The following is an 18,313-nucleotide window of genomic DNA, read 5'->3' on the forward strand; positions in this document are numbered from 1 at the left end:
CGTGAACCCGTAGCCAACTGGGCAACGCTCAACCGTCCGGTACCGTAAAGCCATGAACCAGTACCGGCTAGCCATTCTGGACGACTATCAAGGCGTCGCGGAGGACTTCGCCCCGTGGAGCTCCCTGGCGCAGCGGGGCGTCGCCGTTACGGTGTTCGGCGGGCATTTCGCCTCCGAAGCCGAAACCGCGGCGGCCCTCGCGGACTTTGACATCGTCATAGCCATGCGGGAGCGCACGCCGTTTCCCCGCAGCGTCATCGGGCAGCTGCCCAGGCTGAAACTGCTGGTGACCACTGGCGCCGCCAATGCGGCCATCGATCTGGAGGCGGCAACCGACCACGGCATTGTGGTGTGCGGCACCGGCGGCTCACCCACAGCCGCGCCTGAACTGACGTGGGCACTGCTGCTGGCTTTCGCCCGGAACCTGACCGCGGAAGAGGCCTCCTTGCGCTCCGGCCACTGGCAGACCGCCATCGGGTTCGAGCTGTCCGGAAAGACCCTGGGAATCGTTGGGCTGGGAAAGATCGGGAAGCGCATCGCCGCCTACGGCCGCGCCTTCGGGATGGACGTGCTGGCCTGGAGCCAGAATCTGACGGAGGAAACCGCCGCGGCGGCCGGTGCCCGCAGGGTCAGCAAGGAAGAACTCTTCATAGAGTCCGACGTCGTGTCCCTGCACCTGCGCCTGTCGCCGCGTTCGGAGGGGACAGTTGGCGAACGCGAACTGCAGCTCCTCGGCCCCGAAGGTGTCCTGGTCAACACCGCCCGCGGCGCGCTCGTCGACGAGACTGCTCTCGTCTCCGCCCTGCAGGAGGGGTGGATCCGCGGGGCGGCCATTGACGTGTTCGACCAGGAACCGCTTCCGGCGGGACACGCCCTGCTGGCCGCGCCCCGAACGCTCCTGACGCCCCATCTGGGCTATGTCACGCAGGAGAGCTACCGGGCCTTCTTCGGCGGCGCGTTCGAGGATGTAACGGCCTGGCTGGACGGCGCCCCGGTCCGGACGCTGACGCCCTGACGAACCGCAGCGGTCACGCGGTCACGCGGTCCGGAAGGGCCGCCGTAGGGCGTTCATTCCCGTTCAATCGTGACGGTGCCGGCATCGCCGTCCACGTGGATTAATTGGCCGCTGGCCAGACGCTGGGTGGCCACGCCGGTGCCGAGAACCGCGGGGATGCCGTACTCCCGGGCCACGATTGAGCTGTGGCTCAAAGGGCCTCCAACGTCGGTGACCACCGCCGAAGCCATGGCGAACAACGGAGTCCAGGCCGGAGTGGTCATGCGGGCGACGAGCACCTCACCGGGCTGCATGGTGGCGAAGTCTTCGGGGCCGGCCAGCAGCCGTGCTGGCGCTGTCACCTGACCTGAGCTGGCGCCGGTCCCCGAGATCCGGTCGCCGCGCTGCTGCTGGGAACCGGCCGGCATCATCTTTCCGAACGCACGGTCTGCCCAGCGGCTTTCGGGCAGCATCTGCGGCGCCGCGGCCTTCCGCTGCCCGCGCCACAGCATCTTGCGCTGGGCCACGGCCTCCGCGCGGACGGGCTGCCCGGCACCGCTGATGGCCGCACCGGGAGTGGCCAGTCCGAAGTCGATGGCATGTCGGAGTTCGTCGAGCCGCAGCCAGAAGATGTCCCCGGGCTCTATGATGACGCCCGAGCCGACCAGCCGTTGTCCAAGCTCCAACAGCATCCGCCGCATCAGCGGCCAGGCCAGGCCGATGTCCGCCAAGGCATCCTCACGGACGGGCGCTGCCTTCTGTGCCCAGCGCAGCAGCCGGTTGAACGAGGCGCGCCGGGCGGGGTCCAGCCGCTCCCGGACCAGCCGGCTCTGGTCCTCCCGGCGGGACGCCGAGAGCTGCTGGCGCTGGTAGGGGTTGTTGCCCTGCCCGCGCACGAAAAATTTCAGGGTTTCCAGCAAGGCCGAAGGATCATCGGCCGGAACCGGATTGACGAAGTCAAGGTTGTAGACGGCGTGCCCGAATTGGTCCAGATGCCGCTGAAACCGCTTGGTCCACTGCTCCCACGCGGCGGGGTCGACGCCTGCTGGCGGAGTCCCCGTGCGGACTGCCGCCGCCACCGCTGCGGCGGAGCCCTCCGTGATGGCGGCGGCAAGCGCCGGGCGTCCACGGGCCCAGGCCGCCAGGTCGTAGAGCGACTTCTCCGCCCGGATGGGCTCACTGTCATAACCCAGCAGGAATGTCTGGCCCGGCGGGTCGCCGTCGCGGCGGACCAGCCGGTCATAAAACGCCCGGAACAGGATCTCACTCGTTGCTGCGATCGGAATGACCGACTGCACCGCGGTGTAGTACACGGTGCCGGCGTCCAGCAGGGCCGAGATCCCCTTGAACAGTTCCGACGCCGGCAGGTCCGTCAGCGGCTTGGATGCCCACGACTTCACGATGCCCCGGTAGCGGGGGTGGGAATGGTCCCGCCATCCCCTGATGCCCATATGCGCCTTGCCGCGAGCCAACGCGGCAACGGCGGTCAGGGACTTGCCCATCACCCGCCACATTCCCGTGGAGCTGTAGTAGTAATACGCATATCCGTTAATCGTGGGCAGGGACACGTCTCCGTCCCGCACGACGTCACTGCCGACCGCCTCCCTCAGCAGTGCCTTGAGGGACCGGGTCACCGAGCCGTCGATGAGGTCGGCGAACAGCGGTGAGAGCGGATCCGGCAACTGCTCCACAATGCTCGCCCGGAAGTACAGACCCTTCGGATAGGGCAGCTCCCAGTCAGTCGGGGTATCGGCCGACGGTTCAGGCAGCGCGGTGATCGGCCTGGCCTGCACGATGAAAAACTCCCCGCCCGCCCGCGCCCATTCGATGTCCTGCGGCGCCGCGAAATGCTCCGCGATGGCCGTTCCCTGGCGCGCCAGAGCGGCCGCCGCGGCGTCGTCGAGCACCGGCTCCCGGCGCTTCGGCTCCGGGACCGGCTGCTCAGCGGTCCCATCTTTGGAGTAGGCCGTCATGACCTCTTTGTCAGCAGTGAGCCGCGACAGGATCCGGCCCGCGGCAGGGTCCACCACGATGTCGTCGGTGGTCACGGCCCCGCTGACCACGGACTCCCCCAGCCCCCAGGCGGCACTGACCACCACCTGGTCGCGGCGGCCGTTGGCCGGGTTGGCAGTGAACATCACTCCGGCGGAGTCGGACTCGACCATCTGCTGGATCACAACCGCCAGCCGCACTGTGGCCGGGCCGAGGCCTTCGCGGGCCCGGTAGGCCATGGCGCGGGCGTTCCACAGCGATGCCCAACAGGCAATCACCGAGGCAGCCACGGCCTCAGCACCGCGGATGTTCAGGTAGGTGTCCTGCTGGCCGGCGAAGCTTGCGGAGGCCAGGTCTTCGGCCGTGGCCGAGGACCGGACCGCCACCGGGATATCCTCACCCGAGGCGTCCGGAAGGGCGTGGCGGAGACGGCTGTAGGCCTCGCTGAGTTCGCGGGCGATTCCGGGTGGCATCACGCGGCCCGAAAACAGGGAGCGGATCTGCTGCGCCGCACCGTCGTAGTCCTGCTGCGGCGCGTCGGCGGGAAGAGTGGCAAGTTCCAGGATCCGCGCGCCGAGTCCGTTGGCCTCGACGAAGTCAGCGTAGGCGGCTGTGGTGAGCACGAAGCCCCGTGGCACATGAAACCCTGCCTGGGTGAGTTCGCCGAGGTTTGCTCCCTTGCCTCCGGCTTCCTCCACGTCGCCGCGCCCGAGCTGATCAAAGTCCTTGATGTAGGTCACGACCGTGCATCCCTTCTGCCCGGGCCACTTACGCCCTGAACGAGACGCCGCGCTGCGCCTGGTTCATCCCATTCTGGCATGCAGGATCACAGCGATCTATGGGTTGTTCGCTCCCCGGGGGCGCCACACCACCACGGCCTGTGACCGTGGCCGGGGCCGCTGGCCGCGGGCAAGGCTGACGACGTCCCCGGCGGCACCGGCGGCAAAGATCCGGGAGTCAATGGAGTCTCGACGTCGGGCCAGTTCCTCGGTCAGCTCGCCCACCCGCCGCTGCAGCGCGGTCACCTGGTTCTCCAGTTGCAGGATGCGCTTGATGCCTTCGAGGGAGACGCCTTCCTGGGACAGGCGCTGCACCTCGCGCAGCATGTTGACATCCCGCTGCGAGTACCGGCGGGACTTGCCCGGCGCACGGCTGGGCGAGACGATGCCCAGCCGGTCATACTGGCGAAGCGTCTGCGGGTGCATGTCAGCCAGTTCGGCCGCCACCGAGATGACGAAGATCGGCTGATCGAAGTTAATGTCCACGGCTGACGCCCGTTTCTAGAGCCGGGCCTTGGCTGCCAGGCCCTCGCGGACGTCCGCGCCGGCGGTGGCGGCGGCAAACGCCTTCACCGCCTCCTCGGCTTCCTTGCTCAGGTTCTTCGGAACGGCGACGTCGATCGTCACCAGCAGGTCGCCGGTGCCCTTGGAGGTCTTCACGCCGCGGCCCTTGACCCGGAGAGTGCGCCCCGCGGGCGTGCCAGCGGGAACGCGGACCCGGACATGCTCGCCGTCGATCGTGGGAACCTCGATGTCGGCGCCCAAAGCAGCTTCCGCGAAGGTGACCGGCACGTGGATGCGGAGGTTGTCGCCGTCGCGCGTGTAAAAGTCGTGGTGTTTGACGTTGACCGTCACCATGAGATCGCCGTTGCCCGCGGGACCGTACTGGCCCTTTCCGCGGACGCGGACCTTCTGGCCGTCCTTGATGCCGGCCGGAACACGGACGTCGATGACTTCTCCGTCCGGCTCGCGCAGGCCGATGGTGGTGCCGCGGATGGAACCGGCGAAGGAGATGCTGGTGGTTGCCGTGCGGTCCGCACCCTTCTGCGGCGCGCGTTGGTACCCGGCAGGACCCCCGGCGCCGCCAAAGCCGCCGCCGAACAGGTCGGCGAACTCGGGCGGGACGCCGCCGGGCGTGCCGAAGCCGCCGGATTGGCGTCCGGCGTTGCCGGTGAAGAGCCCGCCAAAAAGGTCCTCGAAGCCGCCGTTGGCCGTGCTTCCGGCACCGTGCGGAGCGAACCGTGCCCCGCCGCCCATGGCCCGGATGGCGTCATACTGCTGGCGTTCCTCGGAGTCGGACAGCACGGAGTACGCCTCAGAGATGTCCTTGAACTTCTTCTCCGAAGCAGCGTCACCGGAGTTCGTATCCGGGTGGTGCTGGCGCGCGAGCTTCCGGTAGGCCTTCTTGATGTCAGCGTCGGAAGCGTCCTTGGCGATGCCAAGGATCGCGTAAAAGTCCTTGTCCACCCAGTCCTGGCTAGCCAATGGCGTTTCCTTTCAAAGTTTGTGGTTACGTTTCGCTGCGCGGAACATGGGCCCCCGCCCCTTCGCGTGGTGGCTTGGTCCTTACGGACCAAGCCCGATGTCCGCGCCGGGCTGCTGGATGAGGGCCTCGTGGATCGTGGGATCGAACTCCACACCGGTCTCATCGATGCGCACCAGGCCGTACGTCTTGAGCGCGTTCTCCAGCTTGGCGGCGATCGCGGCGAACGGGCCGTCGGTCAGGTCACCGTGCTGGCGGGCGGCGTCGACGTCGTCGAGCACCGGAAGCAACGAGTTCAGGACGCCGATGACGGCCATCTCCCCTGCCACGGCACGGTCGCGTTCGACGCGCTTGCGGTAGTTGACGTACTCCGCCTGGAGGCGCAGCAGATCGTTCTTCAGCTCGGCAGCAGCCGCGGCGTCAGTTCCCTGGGCCACGGATTCCTCCGCCGGCACCTCCACCTGGTTGAGGATTTCCTCAGCCTGGGCGAGGGCGTCGCCGTCCGAATCCGCGGAAGCACCAGCCGGATCGGCCGGCTGCTCTCCCTCGGGGTGGCGGGCCTGCCCGGTCACCGGGTCCACCTTGCGGTGGTCCCGGATAACAGGCTCGTCGCGCTGCCCGCCCTGATGCTCCTGGTCTGGTGAAGGGCTGTGCTCTTCTTCGTTACCGTGATGAGGCATGGCTACTTCTTCTCTTCTTCGTCAACGATTTCGGCGTCGACGATATCTTCATCTGAAGAACCTGCCTTGTCGCCGGCGGGGGCGCCTTCGGCACCTGCTGCGCCGGTGGCGCCGTCCGGGGAACCGGCCTGGGCGTAGATGGCTTCGCCGAGCTTGGTCTGGGAAGCCTGCAGCTTCTCAAACGCGGTCTTTACGGCCGCGTCATCGGTGCCTTCGAGTGCCTTCTTGAGGGCGTCGACGTCGGCCTGGACCTCGGTCTTGACCTCTTCGGGCAGCTTGTCCTTGTTGTCCGCGATCAGCTTGTCCACGGAGTAGGCGAGCTGTTCGGCGGTGTTGCGGGTGTCGGTTGCCTCGCGGCGGGCCTTGTCCTCGGCTGCGTGCTCCTCGGCGTCCCGGACCATGCGCTCGATGTCGTCCTTCGAAAGCGCGGTGCCGCCGGTGATGGTCATGGACTGTTCCTTGCCCGTGCCCTTGTCCTTTGCGGAGACGTGCACGATTCCGTTGGCGTCGATGTCGAAGGTGACCTCGATCTGCGGAACGCCGCGCGGGGCCGGAGCGATGCCGGTCAGTTCGAACGTGCCCAGCGGCTTGTTGTCGCGGGTGAATTCACGCTCGCCCTGGAAGACCTGGATGGCCACGGACGGCTGGTTGTCATCCGCCGTGGTGAAGGTCTCGGAACGCTTGGTGGGGATGGCCGTGTTGCGCTCGATCAGGTGCGTCATCACACCGCCCTTGGTTTCAATGCCAAGGGACAGCGGTGTGACGTCGATCAGGAGAACGTCCTTACGTTCGCCCTTGAGCACGCCTGCCTGCAGGGCCGCGCCGACGGCCACAACCTCATCCGGGTTGACGCCCTTGTTCGGCTCCTTGCCGCCGGCCAGTTCCTTCACGAGGTCGTAGACGGCAGGCATACGGGTGGAACCGCCGACGAGCACGATGTGGTCGATGTCGGAGAGCTTGATGCCGGCTTCCTTGATGACGTCGTGGAACGGCTTCTTGGTGCGCTCGAGCAGGTCCTTGGTGAGGTCCTGGAACTTGGCGCGGGTCAGCTGCTCGTCCAGGTGGACGGGGCCGTCGGGGGTGACGGAGAGGTACTGGAGGGAGACATTGGTGCTGGAAGAGGAGGAGAGTTCCTTCTTGGCCTGCTCGGCAGCTTCACGGAGGCGCTGCAGGGCGATCTTGTCCTTGGACAGGTCGATGCCCTTGACCTTGAGCTGGTTCAGCAGGTACTCAACGACGCGGTTGTCCCAGTCATCGCCGCCCAGGCGGTTGTCACCGGCGGTGGCGCGCACCTGGATGGTGGAGAAGTCATCTTCGTCCTTGCCGACTTCCAGCAGGGAGACGTCGAACGTGCCGCCGCCGAGGTCGAAGACCAGGATGAGTTCGTCTTCCTTGCCCTTGTCCAAGCCATAGGCGAGGGCGGCCGCGGTGGGCTCGTTGACGATGCGCAGGACGTTGAGGCCCGCGATTTCGCCGGCCTCCTTGGTGGCCTGGCGCTCGGCATCGTTGAAGTAGGCCGGAACGGTGATCACGGCGTCGGTGACCTTTTCACCGAGGTAGGACTCGGCGTCGTTCTTCAGCTTCATCAGCACGCGTGCGGAGATTTCCTGCGCGGTGTACTTCTTGTCGTCGATCTGCACGCCCCAGTCAGTGCCCATGTGGCGCTTGACGGAGGCGATGGTGCGATCGATGTTGTTGACGGCCTGGCGCTTGGCGATCTCGCCGACCAGGACTTCGCCGGACTTGGAGAACGCAACGACGGACGGCGTGGTGCGGCCACCCTCGGCGTTGGCAATAACGGTGGGCTCGCCACCTTCGAGAACGGAGACGACGGAGTTGGTGGTTCCGAGGTCAATACCTACTGCACGTGACATGTGTTGCTTCCTTCTTTCTTGGAAACTGTGTGGCCCCGATGCTCGAGCGTGTACGCCTAGTACTTGGCGTGTCGAATCGGGGCTCGCCCACTCCTTGAGCGATCTGCACTCAACTTTACTCAACGGACGATTTAAGTCAATCCAAAGTTGAGTCGACTCGGCTCAAGTTTGCCATTTTGGTGGTCGCGCGCAAACAGTTGGCCCCCGGTGATCCGCGGAACTTGGCGGAACACCGGGGGCCACGACGACGGCGCGAGCACAGTTTCGCTCTGCGTGAACCTGCTCTGGAGGTGCTATTCGAGGCGGCTCCTAGCCCCCGGCGGAGGTGCCGCCGTCGTCATTCCTCGGAGCGTTGACCTGGCCGTCCGTCAGTCCGTCCTTCACCTCACCGGCGGCGCCCCGCTCCCGCGCGGTTCCGGCGGCGCCGTAGTCGCCCTCGGGATATTCACCCTCTTCTTCGCCGGGGAGCTCCTGGCCCAATGTCCCCGCCTTGCCGTAATCGCCTTCGGAGTATTCGCCTTCTTCGGCCTCCGCAGGCACGTCACCGACCACGCCGGCATCGCCGTAGTCACCGGCCGGGTAGTCACCCTTTTCGGCGGCGGCCTCGTCGGCCACCACGCCGGCATCGCCGTAGTCGCCTTCCACGTACTGACCGCTCTCGCCTTCAAGTGCAGGGTTCCTGGAGCTGTTGTGTGTCTTTCCTGCGGTATTGGACTCGCTGTTTTCAGTCATCGCTTGATCACTCCTTGGGAGGACTGGGCGCGTCCGGCCGGACGCACTGGAAGTCTACTCAGATGCGGCGGATGGCAACAGGGCACTGCGGAGGGGTGGCGGGGGTTCAGGGTCCGGCCGGCCGGAAGTCGAAATTGCCCCAGGCGCCAGTGGCGGGGCACCCGTTTTGTTCGGATGCCCCCGCCTTGCCTGTCAGCCGAGATGCAGCGCAGTCCACGAGACTGGCGGCAGAGTGATCGCGACTAGGCCGTCACGGACAGCGACGCTCTTGTTCCTGTTGAGGCCCACGCGGTCTGGATGGTCGAGTGTGTTCTTCGCATAAACGTCCACATCGGAAAGCGTTTGAGCATCCAGGACAATCGCGCCGTTCAGAGAAGTCACGTCTATCGTCACGTTCGCTTCTTCGGTTTGGGAGCGGTTGACCAGAAAGACCGCGGTGGTGCGGGTTTCGGCGTCGAAGGTGGCGACCGCGTCGATGAGAGGGACAGTGCCGTAGACCTCCGTACTGTAGCCGTCGGCTTCCAGTTTGACGTCCAGAGCGGCTCCCTTGGCAAGTTTGGAAGTCAACGCGAAAGGGAAGAAAGTGGTCTGCTTCCATGCAGGGCCGCCCGGTTCGGTCATGATGGGGGCGATCACATTAACCAGTTGCGCAAGGGAGGCCGACGTGACCCTGTCTGCGTGTTTAAGCAGCGAGATCAACAGGTTGCCGAAAACGACGGCATCGGCGACGGAGTACGCATCCTCAAGCAGCCGCGGCGCCGTGGGCCAGTTATCGATGCCTTCGATTTTATCGACCTGCTGGAATCGCTCGAGGTACCAGACGTTCCATTCGTCAAAGGAAATGTTGATGGTCTTGGAGCTGCCGTTGACTGCCTTGACGTGGTCGGCCGTTGCAACCACAGATTCGATGAAGTGGTCCATGTCGGAGGCGGAGGCAAGGAAGGAGCCCAGGTCCCCGTTCTTCTCTTCGTAGTAGGCGTGGCAGGAGATGTAGTCGACGTCTTCGTAGGCGTGGGTTAGGACAACTCGTTCCCATTCGCCGAAGGTGGGCATGTGGGCGCTGGATGAGCCGCAGACGACGAGTTCAACTGACGGGTCGAGCTGCCTCATGGCCTTTGCTGTCTGGGACGCGATCTTGCCGTAATCGTCAGCTGAGCGGTGCCCCAACTGCCAAGGGCCGTCCATTTCGTTTCCAAGGCACCACATTTTGATGCCGAAGGGTTCCTCGCGGCCGTTGGCTGCCCGGCGCTCGGACAGTTCCGTCCCGGAACTGATGTTTGTGTATTCCAGGAGGTCGAGGGCTTCCTGGGTGCCCCGGGTGCCGAGGTTGAGGGCGAGCATCAGCTCGCTGCCTACCTTCTCCAGCCAGGAGCCGAATTCGTGCAGACCGACTTCGTTAGTTTCGGTCGAGTGCCAGGCCAGATCAAGGCGGCGGGGGCGCTGGTCCTTGGGCCCCACACTGTCCTCCCAGCGGAATCCGGAGACGAAGTTGCCGCCGGGGTAACGGATTGCGGAGACACCGAGTTCCTTGACGAGCCCGATGACGTCCGTGCGGAATCCGTCGGCATCTGCACTGGGGTGGCCGGGTTCATAGATTCCGTCGTAGACACAGCGGCCGAGATGTTCAACGAACGAGCCGAACAGGCGGGGATTGACGGGGCCCACGGCGAACTGCGGGTCGATGGTAAGGCGTGCGGAAACCATAGTTTTCTTTCAGGTAAGGGGAAGCACGGAACGGTACGCCGTGCTTAGTGACGACGTTCTATTTGAGGCTGCCGAGGGACAGGCCGCCCTGCCAGTACTTTTGCAGGGTCAGGAAGGCGACGACGAGAGGGATGATGGAGACGAAGGAGCCGACGATGATGAGGCTCCAGAGGGAATGACCGCCGCCGTTATTGGACGAAGCCAGTTGCTCCCAGAGCCCAATGCCAACTGTGAGCGGGTAGAGCTTTTCAGTGGACAGCATGGCCAGCGGCAGGAAGTAGTTATTCCACGTCCCAACTATGGAAAGCAGGAGAACTGTCACAAGAGCGGGGCGCAGCAGGGGCAGAGCCACCTGGAAGAAGGTGCGGAGCTCGCCGGCACCATCCACCCGGGCCGCGTCCAGCAGCTCGTCCGGCACGGCCTCGGCGGTGTAAACGCGCATGAGGTAAACGCCGAAAGGGCTCAGCAGCGATGGCAGGATGACGGCCCATACCGTGTCCGTCAGCTTAAGGTTGGACAGCAGGATAAAGGTGGGGATAACCAGGGCAGTCATCGGGACCATGACCGCGCCCAGCAGCAACGAGAAGGTCAAGTTTCGTCCCGGAAACCTATACTTCGCGAAGCCGTAGCCCGCCAGTACTGAGATCGCCGTGGCCCCCAGCCCGCCGCTAACGGCATATAGCAGTGAATTGCCCAGCCACCGCAGGTACTCTCCGCCGTTGTACGTGAAAAGGTCCTGAAGGTTGGCCACCAGGTTGAAGTTCTTGTCGAACCACATGGCGCCGGAGGAGCCGGCAAAAAGACCCTCCGTGTCCTTCGTGCTCGCCACGAAGAGCCACCAGATAGGGACCAGAAAATACAGAACCAAAACTCCCAGAAACACATGGGCCACCACATTTCGGCGCGGCTTGGGTCGCCGGGCCAGGGCGGGGACGCTGGTCGTGACTGCAGTCATGAGAGGGTGCTCCCTTTTTTGCGGGTGGCGAACATGAAGGCATACACGGCGATAAAGACGATGATGCCGAGGGAAAAGGAAATGGCAGACGCGTAGTTGAACTGGGCGTAGCCAAAGGCCAGGTTGAATGCATAGATGTTGGGCGTGAAGTCCGGTGTGATACTCCCGTTGGCGACTGGGCCGAGGATCTGCGGCTCGGAGAAGAACTGGAGGGTTCCGATCAGAGCAAAAATAAGAATCAGCACGAGCGCAGATGACACCATGGGCACTTTGATCCGGAAGGCCACCTGCCAGGTGGAAGCACCGTCTATCTTGGCCGCCTCATACAGGGAAGGGTCGATTCCCTGCAGGGCCGCGTACACGATAATCATGTAGTACCCGGCCCACTGCCAGGTAACCACGTTCAGCAGTCCGTAGAAGACGTTGTCCTGGCTGAGAAGGAACGGTGCTGAAGCGTGAAAAAGGGAGAACACTTGCTGCATCGGTCCGAACGAGGGACTGTAAAGGAACCCCCACATGAGCGCGCCTATGACGGCCGGCACCGCATACGGCAGGAAGATCATCAGCCGGGAGAACTTGGCCAGTCGTGTCGTGAGGTGGTCCAGGACGAGGGCCGCGGCCAGCGAGACGGCCATTTGCACCGGTATCAGAACTAAGGAAAAACGGACTACGAACCCTACGCCCTTCAGGAATTGCGGATCCGAGAAGGCGTGAAAATAGTTCTCCAGCCCGCTAAATCGCGTACCGGTTGCCAGGCCCTTGGTAAACAGGCTCAGGTAAAGGGCGTAGGCCAGGGGGGCGAGGAGGAACGCGACGAAAACTAACCCGAAGGGGGCAATGAAGAGCCACCCCGTCCGCGCCCTCCGTGCCATCACCGTCTGGATACGGGGAGCCCGTTTGCTGTCCACCTGCTCCGGGCGAGCCGGTAGTTCCTGTGGAGAATCTTGCGTCAAGGGTGTCACCGTTGACCCGTGAACTGCCATGATCTGTCCTGCGTCTTTCTATCGGTCGATCCGGCCTGCTCCGCCAACCATCAGGTCTTCGGAGCAGGCCCGGCTGCTAGTTGACTGTGAATCCCTGGCTCTTCGCGTAGTTCACCATGGTGTTCTGCAGCTCGCTGGCCGCCTCGTCTCCGGTGACTTTGCCTGAATTGATCTTGACCGTCTCGGCCTGCAGTTGCGCGTAGTAGTAGACGGTGAACGGGCTGTAGCTGAAGCCCTTGTAGGAGTTCTCGGCTGGAATATAGATGTCCTTGTTGGCCGTCTGGCCGCTAAAGAAATCGACGCGGTTGTTGATGAACGCAGCCGACTTCAGCACGTTCTGGTTCAGGGGAAAGATGGTCTGGGTCTTCCAGCCATCTGTGAGCGACGCGTCGTCGGCATAGAGGCCTTTGGCCACTTCGGCAGCCAGCTTCTTGTCTCCTGCTTGCGAAGTGACCGCAAAGGTTGATCCTCCCCAGTTCACAGAAACGGGGTTGCTGGCATCCCATTGCGGAAGGGCTGCCACGGCGAACGTGCCCTTCTCTTTTCCTTTGCCCACACCCGAGCCGGTCAGATATCCCGGCGCCCACGCGGCGGAAATATACGTCGCGTATTTGCCGCCGACCATGCCTGAAATGTAGTCGGTGGTGAACTGGTCCTGCGTCCCCACAAGGCCTTTCTTGACGAGCCCGGCCCAGTAGTTCAGCACGTCCTTCGCCGGCTGGCTATCCAGCTGGATTGAAATCTTCTTTTGATCCGCCAAGTCGTAGGTGAACGGAACCGCGCCCTTTTGGGCCATGAGCGCGGTCAGGGCGGCCGGCACGTTGCTCCCCAGGTCACCGAAGGCTGGCCCGCCGGCGTCCTTGACCTTCTGGGCCGCCGTCTCGTACTCAGCCCAGGTGGTCGGCGGCTTGATGCCGTACTTGTCGAGCACGTCCTTGCGGTAAATCATTGCCATCGGGCCGCCGTCGACGGGGATGGCGTAAACAGAGCCTCCTTGCGAGACGTCCTTCCAGGAGCCGTCGCTGAAGTTCTTCTTCACATCAGCTGCGCCGTACGGGCTGAGGTCCACCAATGCATTCTGCAGCTCGAAGCCTGTTAGCTGGTCGGCTTCGAGCATGATCACATCGGGTGCACCCTTGCCGGCTTGGATGGCGGTCTGGAATTTCGCATACTCCGGGGCTCCTTGCCCGGCGACAGTCCAGCAGACCTGCACATCCGTGTGGGAGTTGTTGAAATTGTCGACCACCTTGGCCATGTTCGGATACCACGCCCAGACGGAGACCTTAGGAGCATCCGCGTGGACAATCTTGTTGGTGCAACTGGTGGTGCTGGCGCTTTCGGTAGCGGCCTCACCGGAGCTGCAGGCGGAGAGGCTCGCCGCCAGGGCGACCGTCGACAATGCTGCCGCGACTGTTTTCTTGTTCACGTAGGGGTCCCTTCGGTGCTGCAGGTTCTGGACTTCATCGTCTGAAGCGGAAGGCTCCACGCTTGCCTGTCCAGCGGGGACGTTGGACTGCCCGGGAAGGGCTTGGGTAAGACCTGGAGCAGGCTCCGCCAGCTTTTACATCGATGTATGTAATCGTTGTAAATCCATAGTGGTGTGATGCGGCTTACAAGTCAAGACTTAACTTTCGGGGAAAGAGGCCCCGGACTCCCCCGTGGATCCACGGGGGACAATTCTGAACGAAGCCTCAAACTCCCGCGGAGCAATGTCCGCAGCTTCGCCGTTTATCCGCTCAAGCAGCATGCGCACGGCCGTCTCGGCAATTTGGGGGCGTCCGGGGTCCACGGTTGACAGCGTTGGCAGGGAGTAGCGTGTCTCGTCGATGTCGTCGAAGCCGATGATGGCTACATCGTCGGGGACCTTCAGGCCAGCGTATTGCAGCACGCTCATCGCTCCCAGGGCGATGGAGTCGTTGAATGCCACCACGCCGTCGAAGGTGACACCGGACGCTAATACCTGCCGCATCGCGTGGGCACCGTCGGACCGATGCCAGGTCTGGACGTCGACAACGAGCTCCTCCCGGTAGGGCAGTCCCGCTCGTTTCAGGGCCCGGCGGTAGCCCTCGAGACGCAGCCCGGCTGAACCGATCACTTCGTTGCGGTGGGCTCCAAAGGCAAGAGGCCGGCTGCGTCCGAGTTCAAGGAGATGCCCGGTGGCTGCCTCGGACGCCTCGACGTTGTGCATGGTGACGTGGTCTGCAGGCCCGTTAAAGATACGTTCACCGAGCAGGACGATCGGGGTCGGGATATCTATAAGGCCCACGTCCTCCTGGCCGAGGCCGAGCACGCTATACAGGACGCCATCGACCATCCTCATGCGCGGGCCATGGAGGATTTCGAGTTCGCGGTCCCGCTCCCCACCGCTTTGCTCGATGATCACCGCCTGGCCCCTCTTGGAGGCCGCTGTCATCACCGCGTCTGCCAGCTCAGCAAAATATGCGTTCTTCAGGTCAGGAATGATGAGGCTAATCACGCCGGTCCGGCCAGAGCGGAGTCCGCGCGCAGAGAGATTGGGCTGGTAGCCCAGGTTCTCGATCGCCAAGAGAACTCGCCTGCGCGTCTCCGGCTTGATGTTTGGGTGATCGTTGATCACATTTGACACCGTCTTGATTGACACGGACGCCACCTGAGCCACGTCGCGCATGGTGATCGCCATGTCATCCTTTCCGCCAAACAAATGCCCGCCTCTCCTCCTGAGGTTACATCGTTGGAACGCTCGGCGTACCGAGCGCGCCGGCGTCGCTTCGCTCCGGCCCAGCAGGTCGAGCCGGGGCGCTCTCCAAGGCTGAGGGAGGAAGAGATGATCGCTTTCTGCAGGCGCAGTCTGAAATATTGGGACTGCTACTTCTCTTCCAATCGAATTGTGTTGCCACGAAAGGCCTGGAGCCATGTCAGAAGAACTCTTTGCGGTGACTGGAGCAGGACCTGTGGGGTGGACGGTTGCCGAACAGCTGGCAGCCCAGGGCAAAAGGGTCCGCGTGCTGACGCGGTCCGGCAGCGGCCCGGAACATCCGCTGGTGGAAAGGCTGCCCGTGGATGTATCGGACCGGGCTTTGGTGGCCCGGTCCATCCGCGGCGCCACGGCCGCCTTCCACTGCATCCACGGTTCCGCCTACAGTGCCGGGGCCTGGGAGCAGGAACTTCCAGCGGCCGAACAGGCTGTCCTGGCGGCCGCCGGCGAGGCGGGCGCCGTCGTCGTCTTTCCCGAAAGTCTCTACTCGTACAGCGAACCGGACCGCGTCATGGCTGAGGACAGCCCGCGCGCAGCAAGCGGCGGCAAGCGCGGAGTGCGGACGGCGCTGCTCAAGGCACGGCAGGCGAGCGCAACCGGCACCGTCAGTGTGGTTGCCGGCGACTTTTTCGGACCCAGAGTGCGGATGTCCCACGCCGGCGAGCGGATGGTGCCCGCGATCCTTTCGGGCCGGAAGCTCCGCGTGGTGGGCAGCGCGGACCAGCCGCATTCGTTCACCTTCGTCCCCGATCTCGCTGCGGCCATGATCAAGGCCGGGCAGAATCCCGTGTTGTGGGACCGCGTGCTGCACGCTCCCACCAATCCGGCCCTCACGCAGCGGGAGCTTGCCGCCGCGTTCGCTGATGCCGCCGGGGTGCCGCAGCCGAAGGTCGGCACCCTGCCGGGCTGGCTGCTTCGCACCGTGGGCCTGTTCTCGGCCGACATCCGGGAGCTCGGCGAGACTCTCTACCAGTTCCAGCGACCGTTCGTGATGGATTCCGGGGCCAGCGAGGCAGCCCTGGACCTTCGCCCCACTCCTCTGGCGGCCGCAGCCAAGGCAACCGTGGAGTGGTGGCGCGCGGAGAACTCCACTGCACCCACGCCCCGCTGACGCCCTGCCGGGTGTTTGGTCACCCCGGCCTGCCAGCTTGGGCCTAACCGGCCTGGCCTAACCGGCCTGGGCCTAACGCACGCCGGCCTCCCGGGTTCCGGTCTCCCGGACCTCGGCCCCGTCCGGAAGCTCGCCCGCGGAAGCCGGCTCCGGGCGGCCCAGCCTGCCGGGCCACCAGATCCGCCTGCCGAGGTCGTAAGCCAGGGCGGGGACCAGCAGGGAGCGGACCAGCACCGTGTCCAGCAGCACCCCGAACGCCACGATGAACGAGAGCTGCACCAGGAACATGATCGGGATGACTCCCAGGGCGGCGAAGGTCGCCGCGAGCACCACGCCCGCGGAGGTGATCACCCCGCCGGTCACGCCCAGCCCGCGCAGAATACCGGCATTGGTGCCGTGTTTCAGCGACTCCTCGCGGACCCGGCTCATGAGGAAGATGTTGTAGTCCACGCCGAGTGCCACAAGGAACACGAAGCCGAACAGCGGCACCGTGGCGTCGGCTCCGGGGAACCCGAGGATGTTGTTGAACACCAGGGCCGAGACTCCCATGGCCGCCGCATACGAAAGGACCACCGAGGCCACCAGCAGGACGGGCGCCAGGACGGAGCGGAGCAGGAGCATCAGGATGACCAGAATGACGCCGAGCACCACGGGGATGATGGTGACGAGGTCCCGCTGTGCGGTGGTGTTGGTGTCCAGGGCCGTGGCCGTCACGCCCCCAACCAAAGCTCCCGGGTCCACGGCCCCGACGCTTTCACGCAGTTTCAGCACGGCCTTCTCAGCGTCGTTCGAGTCTGCCGCGAAGTCCAGGGTGGCGTTGAGCAACACTTTCCCGCCGCGGACGGCCGGTACGGACGGCGATCCCGGCGCTCCGGTGATCGGCACGGCGCCGTCAGCCAGGAGGTAGGCGTTCCCCACGCCGTCGGACGCTTTCACAGTCTCCAGCACTCTGCCGGCTTTGGCCTCAGCTGCCACGATCACCGCCGGGCTGCCGCTCCCGGCATCGAAGTGGCGGGCCAGGGCGTCCTGCCCGTCAACGGCATTGGAGGCGCTGAGAATGACGTCGGTCTGAGGGACGCCATTGGCTTTGAGCTGCAGAAGACCTGCCGACGCGGCCAGCAGCAACAGGACCGAAGCCACCCAAACCGTCCGCGGACGCCGGGACACCAGCGATCCGGTGGCGCGCCACAGCCCCTTCTGGCCTTCGAGCCCGGTCACCGGGACTGGCTCGCGCTCCCCTTCCGGCATCAGCCTGGGGCGGAAGGGCCAGAACGCGGTGCGGCCGAGGAGAGCCAGCAGCGCCGGCAGCAGGGTCAGTGCGGCCACGAGCGCGCAGAGGATGCCGGCGGCGGCGACCGGGCCGAGGGCCTTGTTGGAATTGAGATCGGAGAACAGCAGGCACAGCAGGGCGATGATCACCGTGGCTCCGGACGCAAGGATCGGTTCGAACGAGGCCCTCCAGGCGGTGAGGACCGCGGCGGTCCGGTTGGTCGTGTGGGTCAGCGCCTCGCGGAACCTTGCCACGTAAAGCAGCGCATAGTCTGTGGCGGCTCCAATCACCAGGATGGACAGAATGCCCTGGCTCTGGCCGTTGAGTTGGATCCAGCCGAGCTTCGCCATGCCGAACACCAGCAGGATGGCGGCGCACAACGCAAAGACCGATGTGAGCAGCACGGCAATCGGAAGCAGCAGTGACCGGTAGACGATCAGGAGAATTGCAAATACCGCCCCCAGTGCCACAAGCAGCAGGATGCCGTCGATGCCGGCGAAGGCGCCTACCAGATCCGCTGTCAGTCCGGCGGGCCCCGTGACGAAGGTCCGCATGCCGGCCGGGGCCCCGGCCAGGACCTCGTTCCGCAGCTCCTGGACAACGTCCTTCACCTCGCCGGCGGACGGGATGGGCACCACGAGCTGCACCGCCTTCTGGTCGCTGGACGGGATAGGGCCAATCACGGCGCTGCCCGCTTTGAGCGCCTCCAGCTTGCCTTTGAGTTCAGCCGCCTCACGCAGCTGCGCCGGGGTAAAGGCGGCGTCGCTTTCAATGACCACGACGGCGGGAATCTCGCGCGAATCCCGGAACTTTTCCTGCCAGCCCTGGGCCTTAGTGGCTTCCGCTCCGGCCGGCAGGAACGAAGCCTGGTCATTTGACGAGACCTCATCCAGCCGGCCAAAAGTCGGTCCGCCTACGCCGGCGACGGCGAGCCATGCGATGACGAGGAACACGGGAATGAGCCAGCGCAGCCAGAACGGGTGGCGCGGCTTGCTGTGGGATGGCTGCTTCATGGGGTCCTT

14 protein-coding genes are annotated in these 18,313 nt (G+C 64.7%); 2 read left to right on the plus strand and 12 right to left on the minus strand.

The features are described 5' to 3' along the window. Positions 1–52: 52 nt before the first annotated feature. The gene (locus AC1DDG_RS11975; protein ID WP_476876229.1) at positions 53–1,015 is read left to right on the plus strand and encodes a D-2-hydroxyacid dehydrogenase family protein; all 963 of its coding nucleotides are present in this window, start codon (positions 53–55) and stop codon (positions 1,013–1,015) included. A 53-nt stretch (positions 1,016–1,068) separates the two neighbouring features. On the opposite strand, the gene AC1DDG_RS11980 is transcribed toward AC1DDG_RS11975, so the two are convergent. From AC1DDG_RS11980 to AC1DDG_RS12030, 11 genes are all read right to left on the minus strand, one after another. Beyond that, on the minus strand, positions 1,069–3,726 hold the full coding sequence (locus AC1DDG_RS11980) for a PEP/pyruvate-binding domain-containing protein (RefSeq protein WP_476876230.1): 2,658 nt from the start codon (positions 3,724–3,726) through the stop codon (positions 1,069–1,071). A 96-nt stretch (positions 3,727–3,822) separates the two neighbouring features. Then, entirely contained in the window at positions 3,823–4,251 is a 429-nt protein-coding gene (locus AC1DDG_RS11985) for a heat shock protein transcriptional repressor HspR (RefSeq protein ID WP_476876231.1), read from the minus strand. A gap of 15 nt (positions 4,252–4,266) precedes the next feature. Further along, complete coding sequence (locus AC1DDG_RS11990) at positions 4,267–5,250, minus strand: DnaJ C-terminal domain-containing protein (protein WP_476876232.1); 984 nt, start codon at positions 5,248–5,250, stop codon at positions 4,267–4,269. Between the two features lie 81 nt (positions 5,251–5,331). After that, positions 5,332–5,928, minus strand: a complete 597-nt coding sequence (locus AC1DDG_RS11995; RefSeq protein ID WP_476876233.1) for a nucleotide exchange factor GrpE — start codon at positions 5,926–5,928, stop codon at positions 5,332–5,334. Between the two features lie 2 nt (positions 5,929–5,930). Beyond that, complete coding sequence (gene dnaK / locus AC1DDG_RS12000) at positions 5,931–7,802, minus strand: molecular chaperone DnaK (RefSeq protein WP_230119219.1); 1,872 nt, start codon at positions 7,800–7,802, stop codon at positions 5,931–5,933. Positions 7,803–8,111: 309 nt separating this feature from the next. Next, positions 8,112–8,534, minus strand: a complete 423-nt coding sequence (locus AC1DDG_RS12005; RefSeq protein WP_230119218.1) for a hypothetical protein — start codon at positions 8,532–8,534, stop codon at positions 8,112–8,114. A 192-nt stretch (positions 8,535–8,726) separates the two neighbouring features. Next, a complete protein-coding gene (gene arfA, locus AC1DDG_RS12010; protein ID WP_476876234.1) occupies positions 8,727–10,238 on the minus strand; it encodes an arabinosylfuranosidase ArfA in 1,512 nt (503 codons plus the stop codon). Positions 10,239–10,296: 58 nt separating this feature from the next. Then, positions 10,297–11,193, minus strand: a complete 897-nt coding sequence (locus AC1DDG_RS12015; protein WP_476876235.1) for a carbohydrate ABC transporter permease — start codon at positions 11,191–11,193, stop codon at positions 10,297–10,299. Then, complete coding sequence (locus AC1DDG_RS12020) at positions 11,190–12,176, minus strand: carbohydrate ABC transporter permease (protein ID WP_476876236.1); 987 nt, start codon at positions 12,174–12,176, stop codon at positions 11,190–11,192. Before AC1DDG_RS12020 ends, AC1DDG_RS12015 begins: the two co-directional genes overlap by 4 nt. Positions 12,177–12,252: 76 nt before the next feature. Beyond that, the gene (locus AC1DDG_RS12025; RefSeq protein WP_476876237.1) at positions 12,253–13,602 is read right to left on the minus strand and encodes an ABC transporter substrate-binding protein; all 1,350 of its coding nucleotides are present in this window, start codon (positions 13,600–13,602) and stop codon (positions 12,253–12,255) included. Between the two features lie 198 nt (positions 13,603–13,800). Then, positions 13,801–14,835, minus strand: a complete 1,035-nt coding sequence (locus AC1DDG_RS12030; RefSeq protein ID WP_476876238.1) for a LacI family DNA-binding transcriptional regulator — start codon at positions 14,833–14,835, stop codon at positions 13,801–13,803. Between the two features lie 232 nt (positions 14,836–15,067). Here AC1DDG_RS12030 and AC1DDG_RS12035 point away from each other — a divergent pair, with 232 nt between their 5' ends. After that, entirely contained in the window at positions 15,068–16,021 is a 954-nt protein-coding gene (locus AC1DDG_RS12035) for an NAD-dependent epimerase/dehydratase family protein (protein WP_476876239.1), read from the plus strand. A 72-nt stretch (positions 16,022–16,093) separates the two neighbouring features. Here AC1DDG_RS12035 and AC1DDG_RS12040 read toward each other — a convergent pair whose 3' ends face one another. Then, a complete protein-coding gene (locus tag AC1DDG_RS12040) occupies positions 16,094–18,304 on the minus strand; it encodes an MMPL family transporter (protein ID WP_476876277.1) in 2,211 nt (736 codons plus the stop codon). Positions 18,305–18,313 lie beyond the last annotated feature (9 nt).

This window comes from Arthrobacter sp. 10L430 (assembly GCF_056395245.1).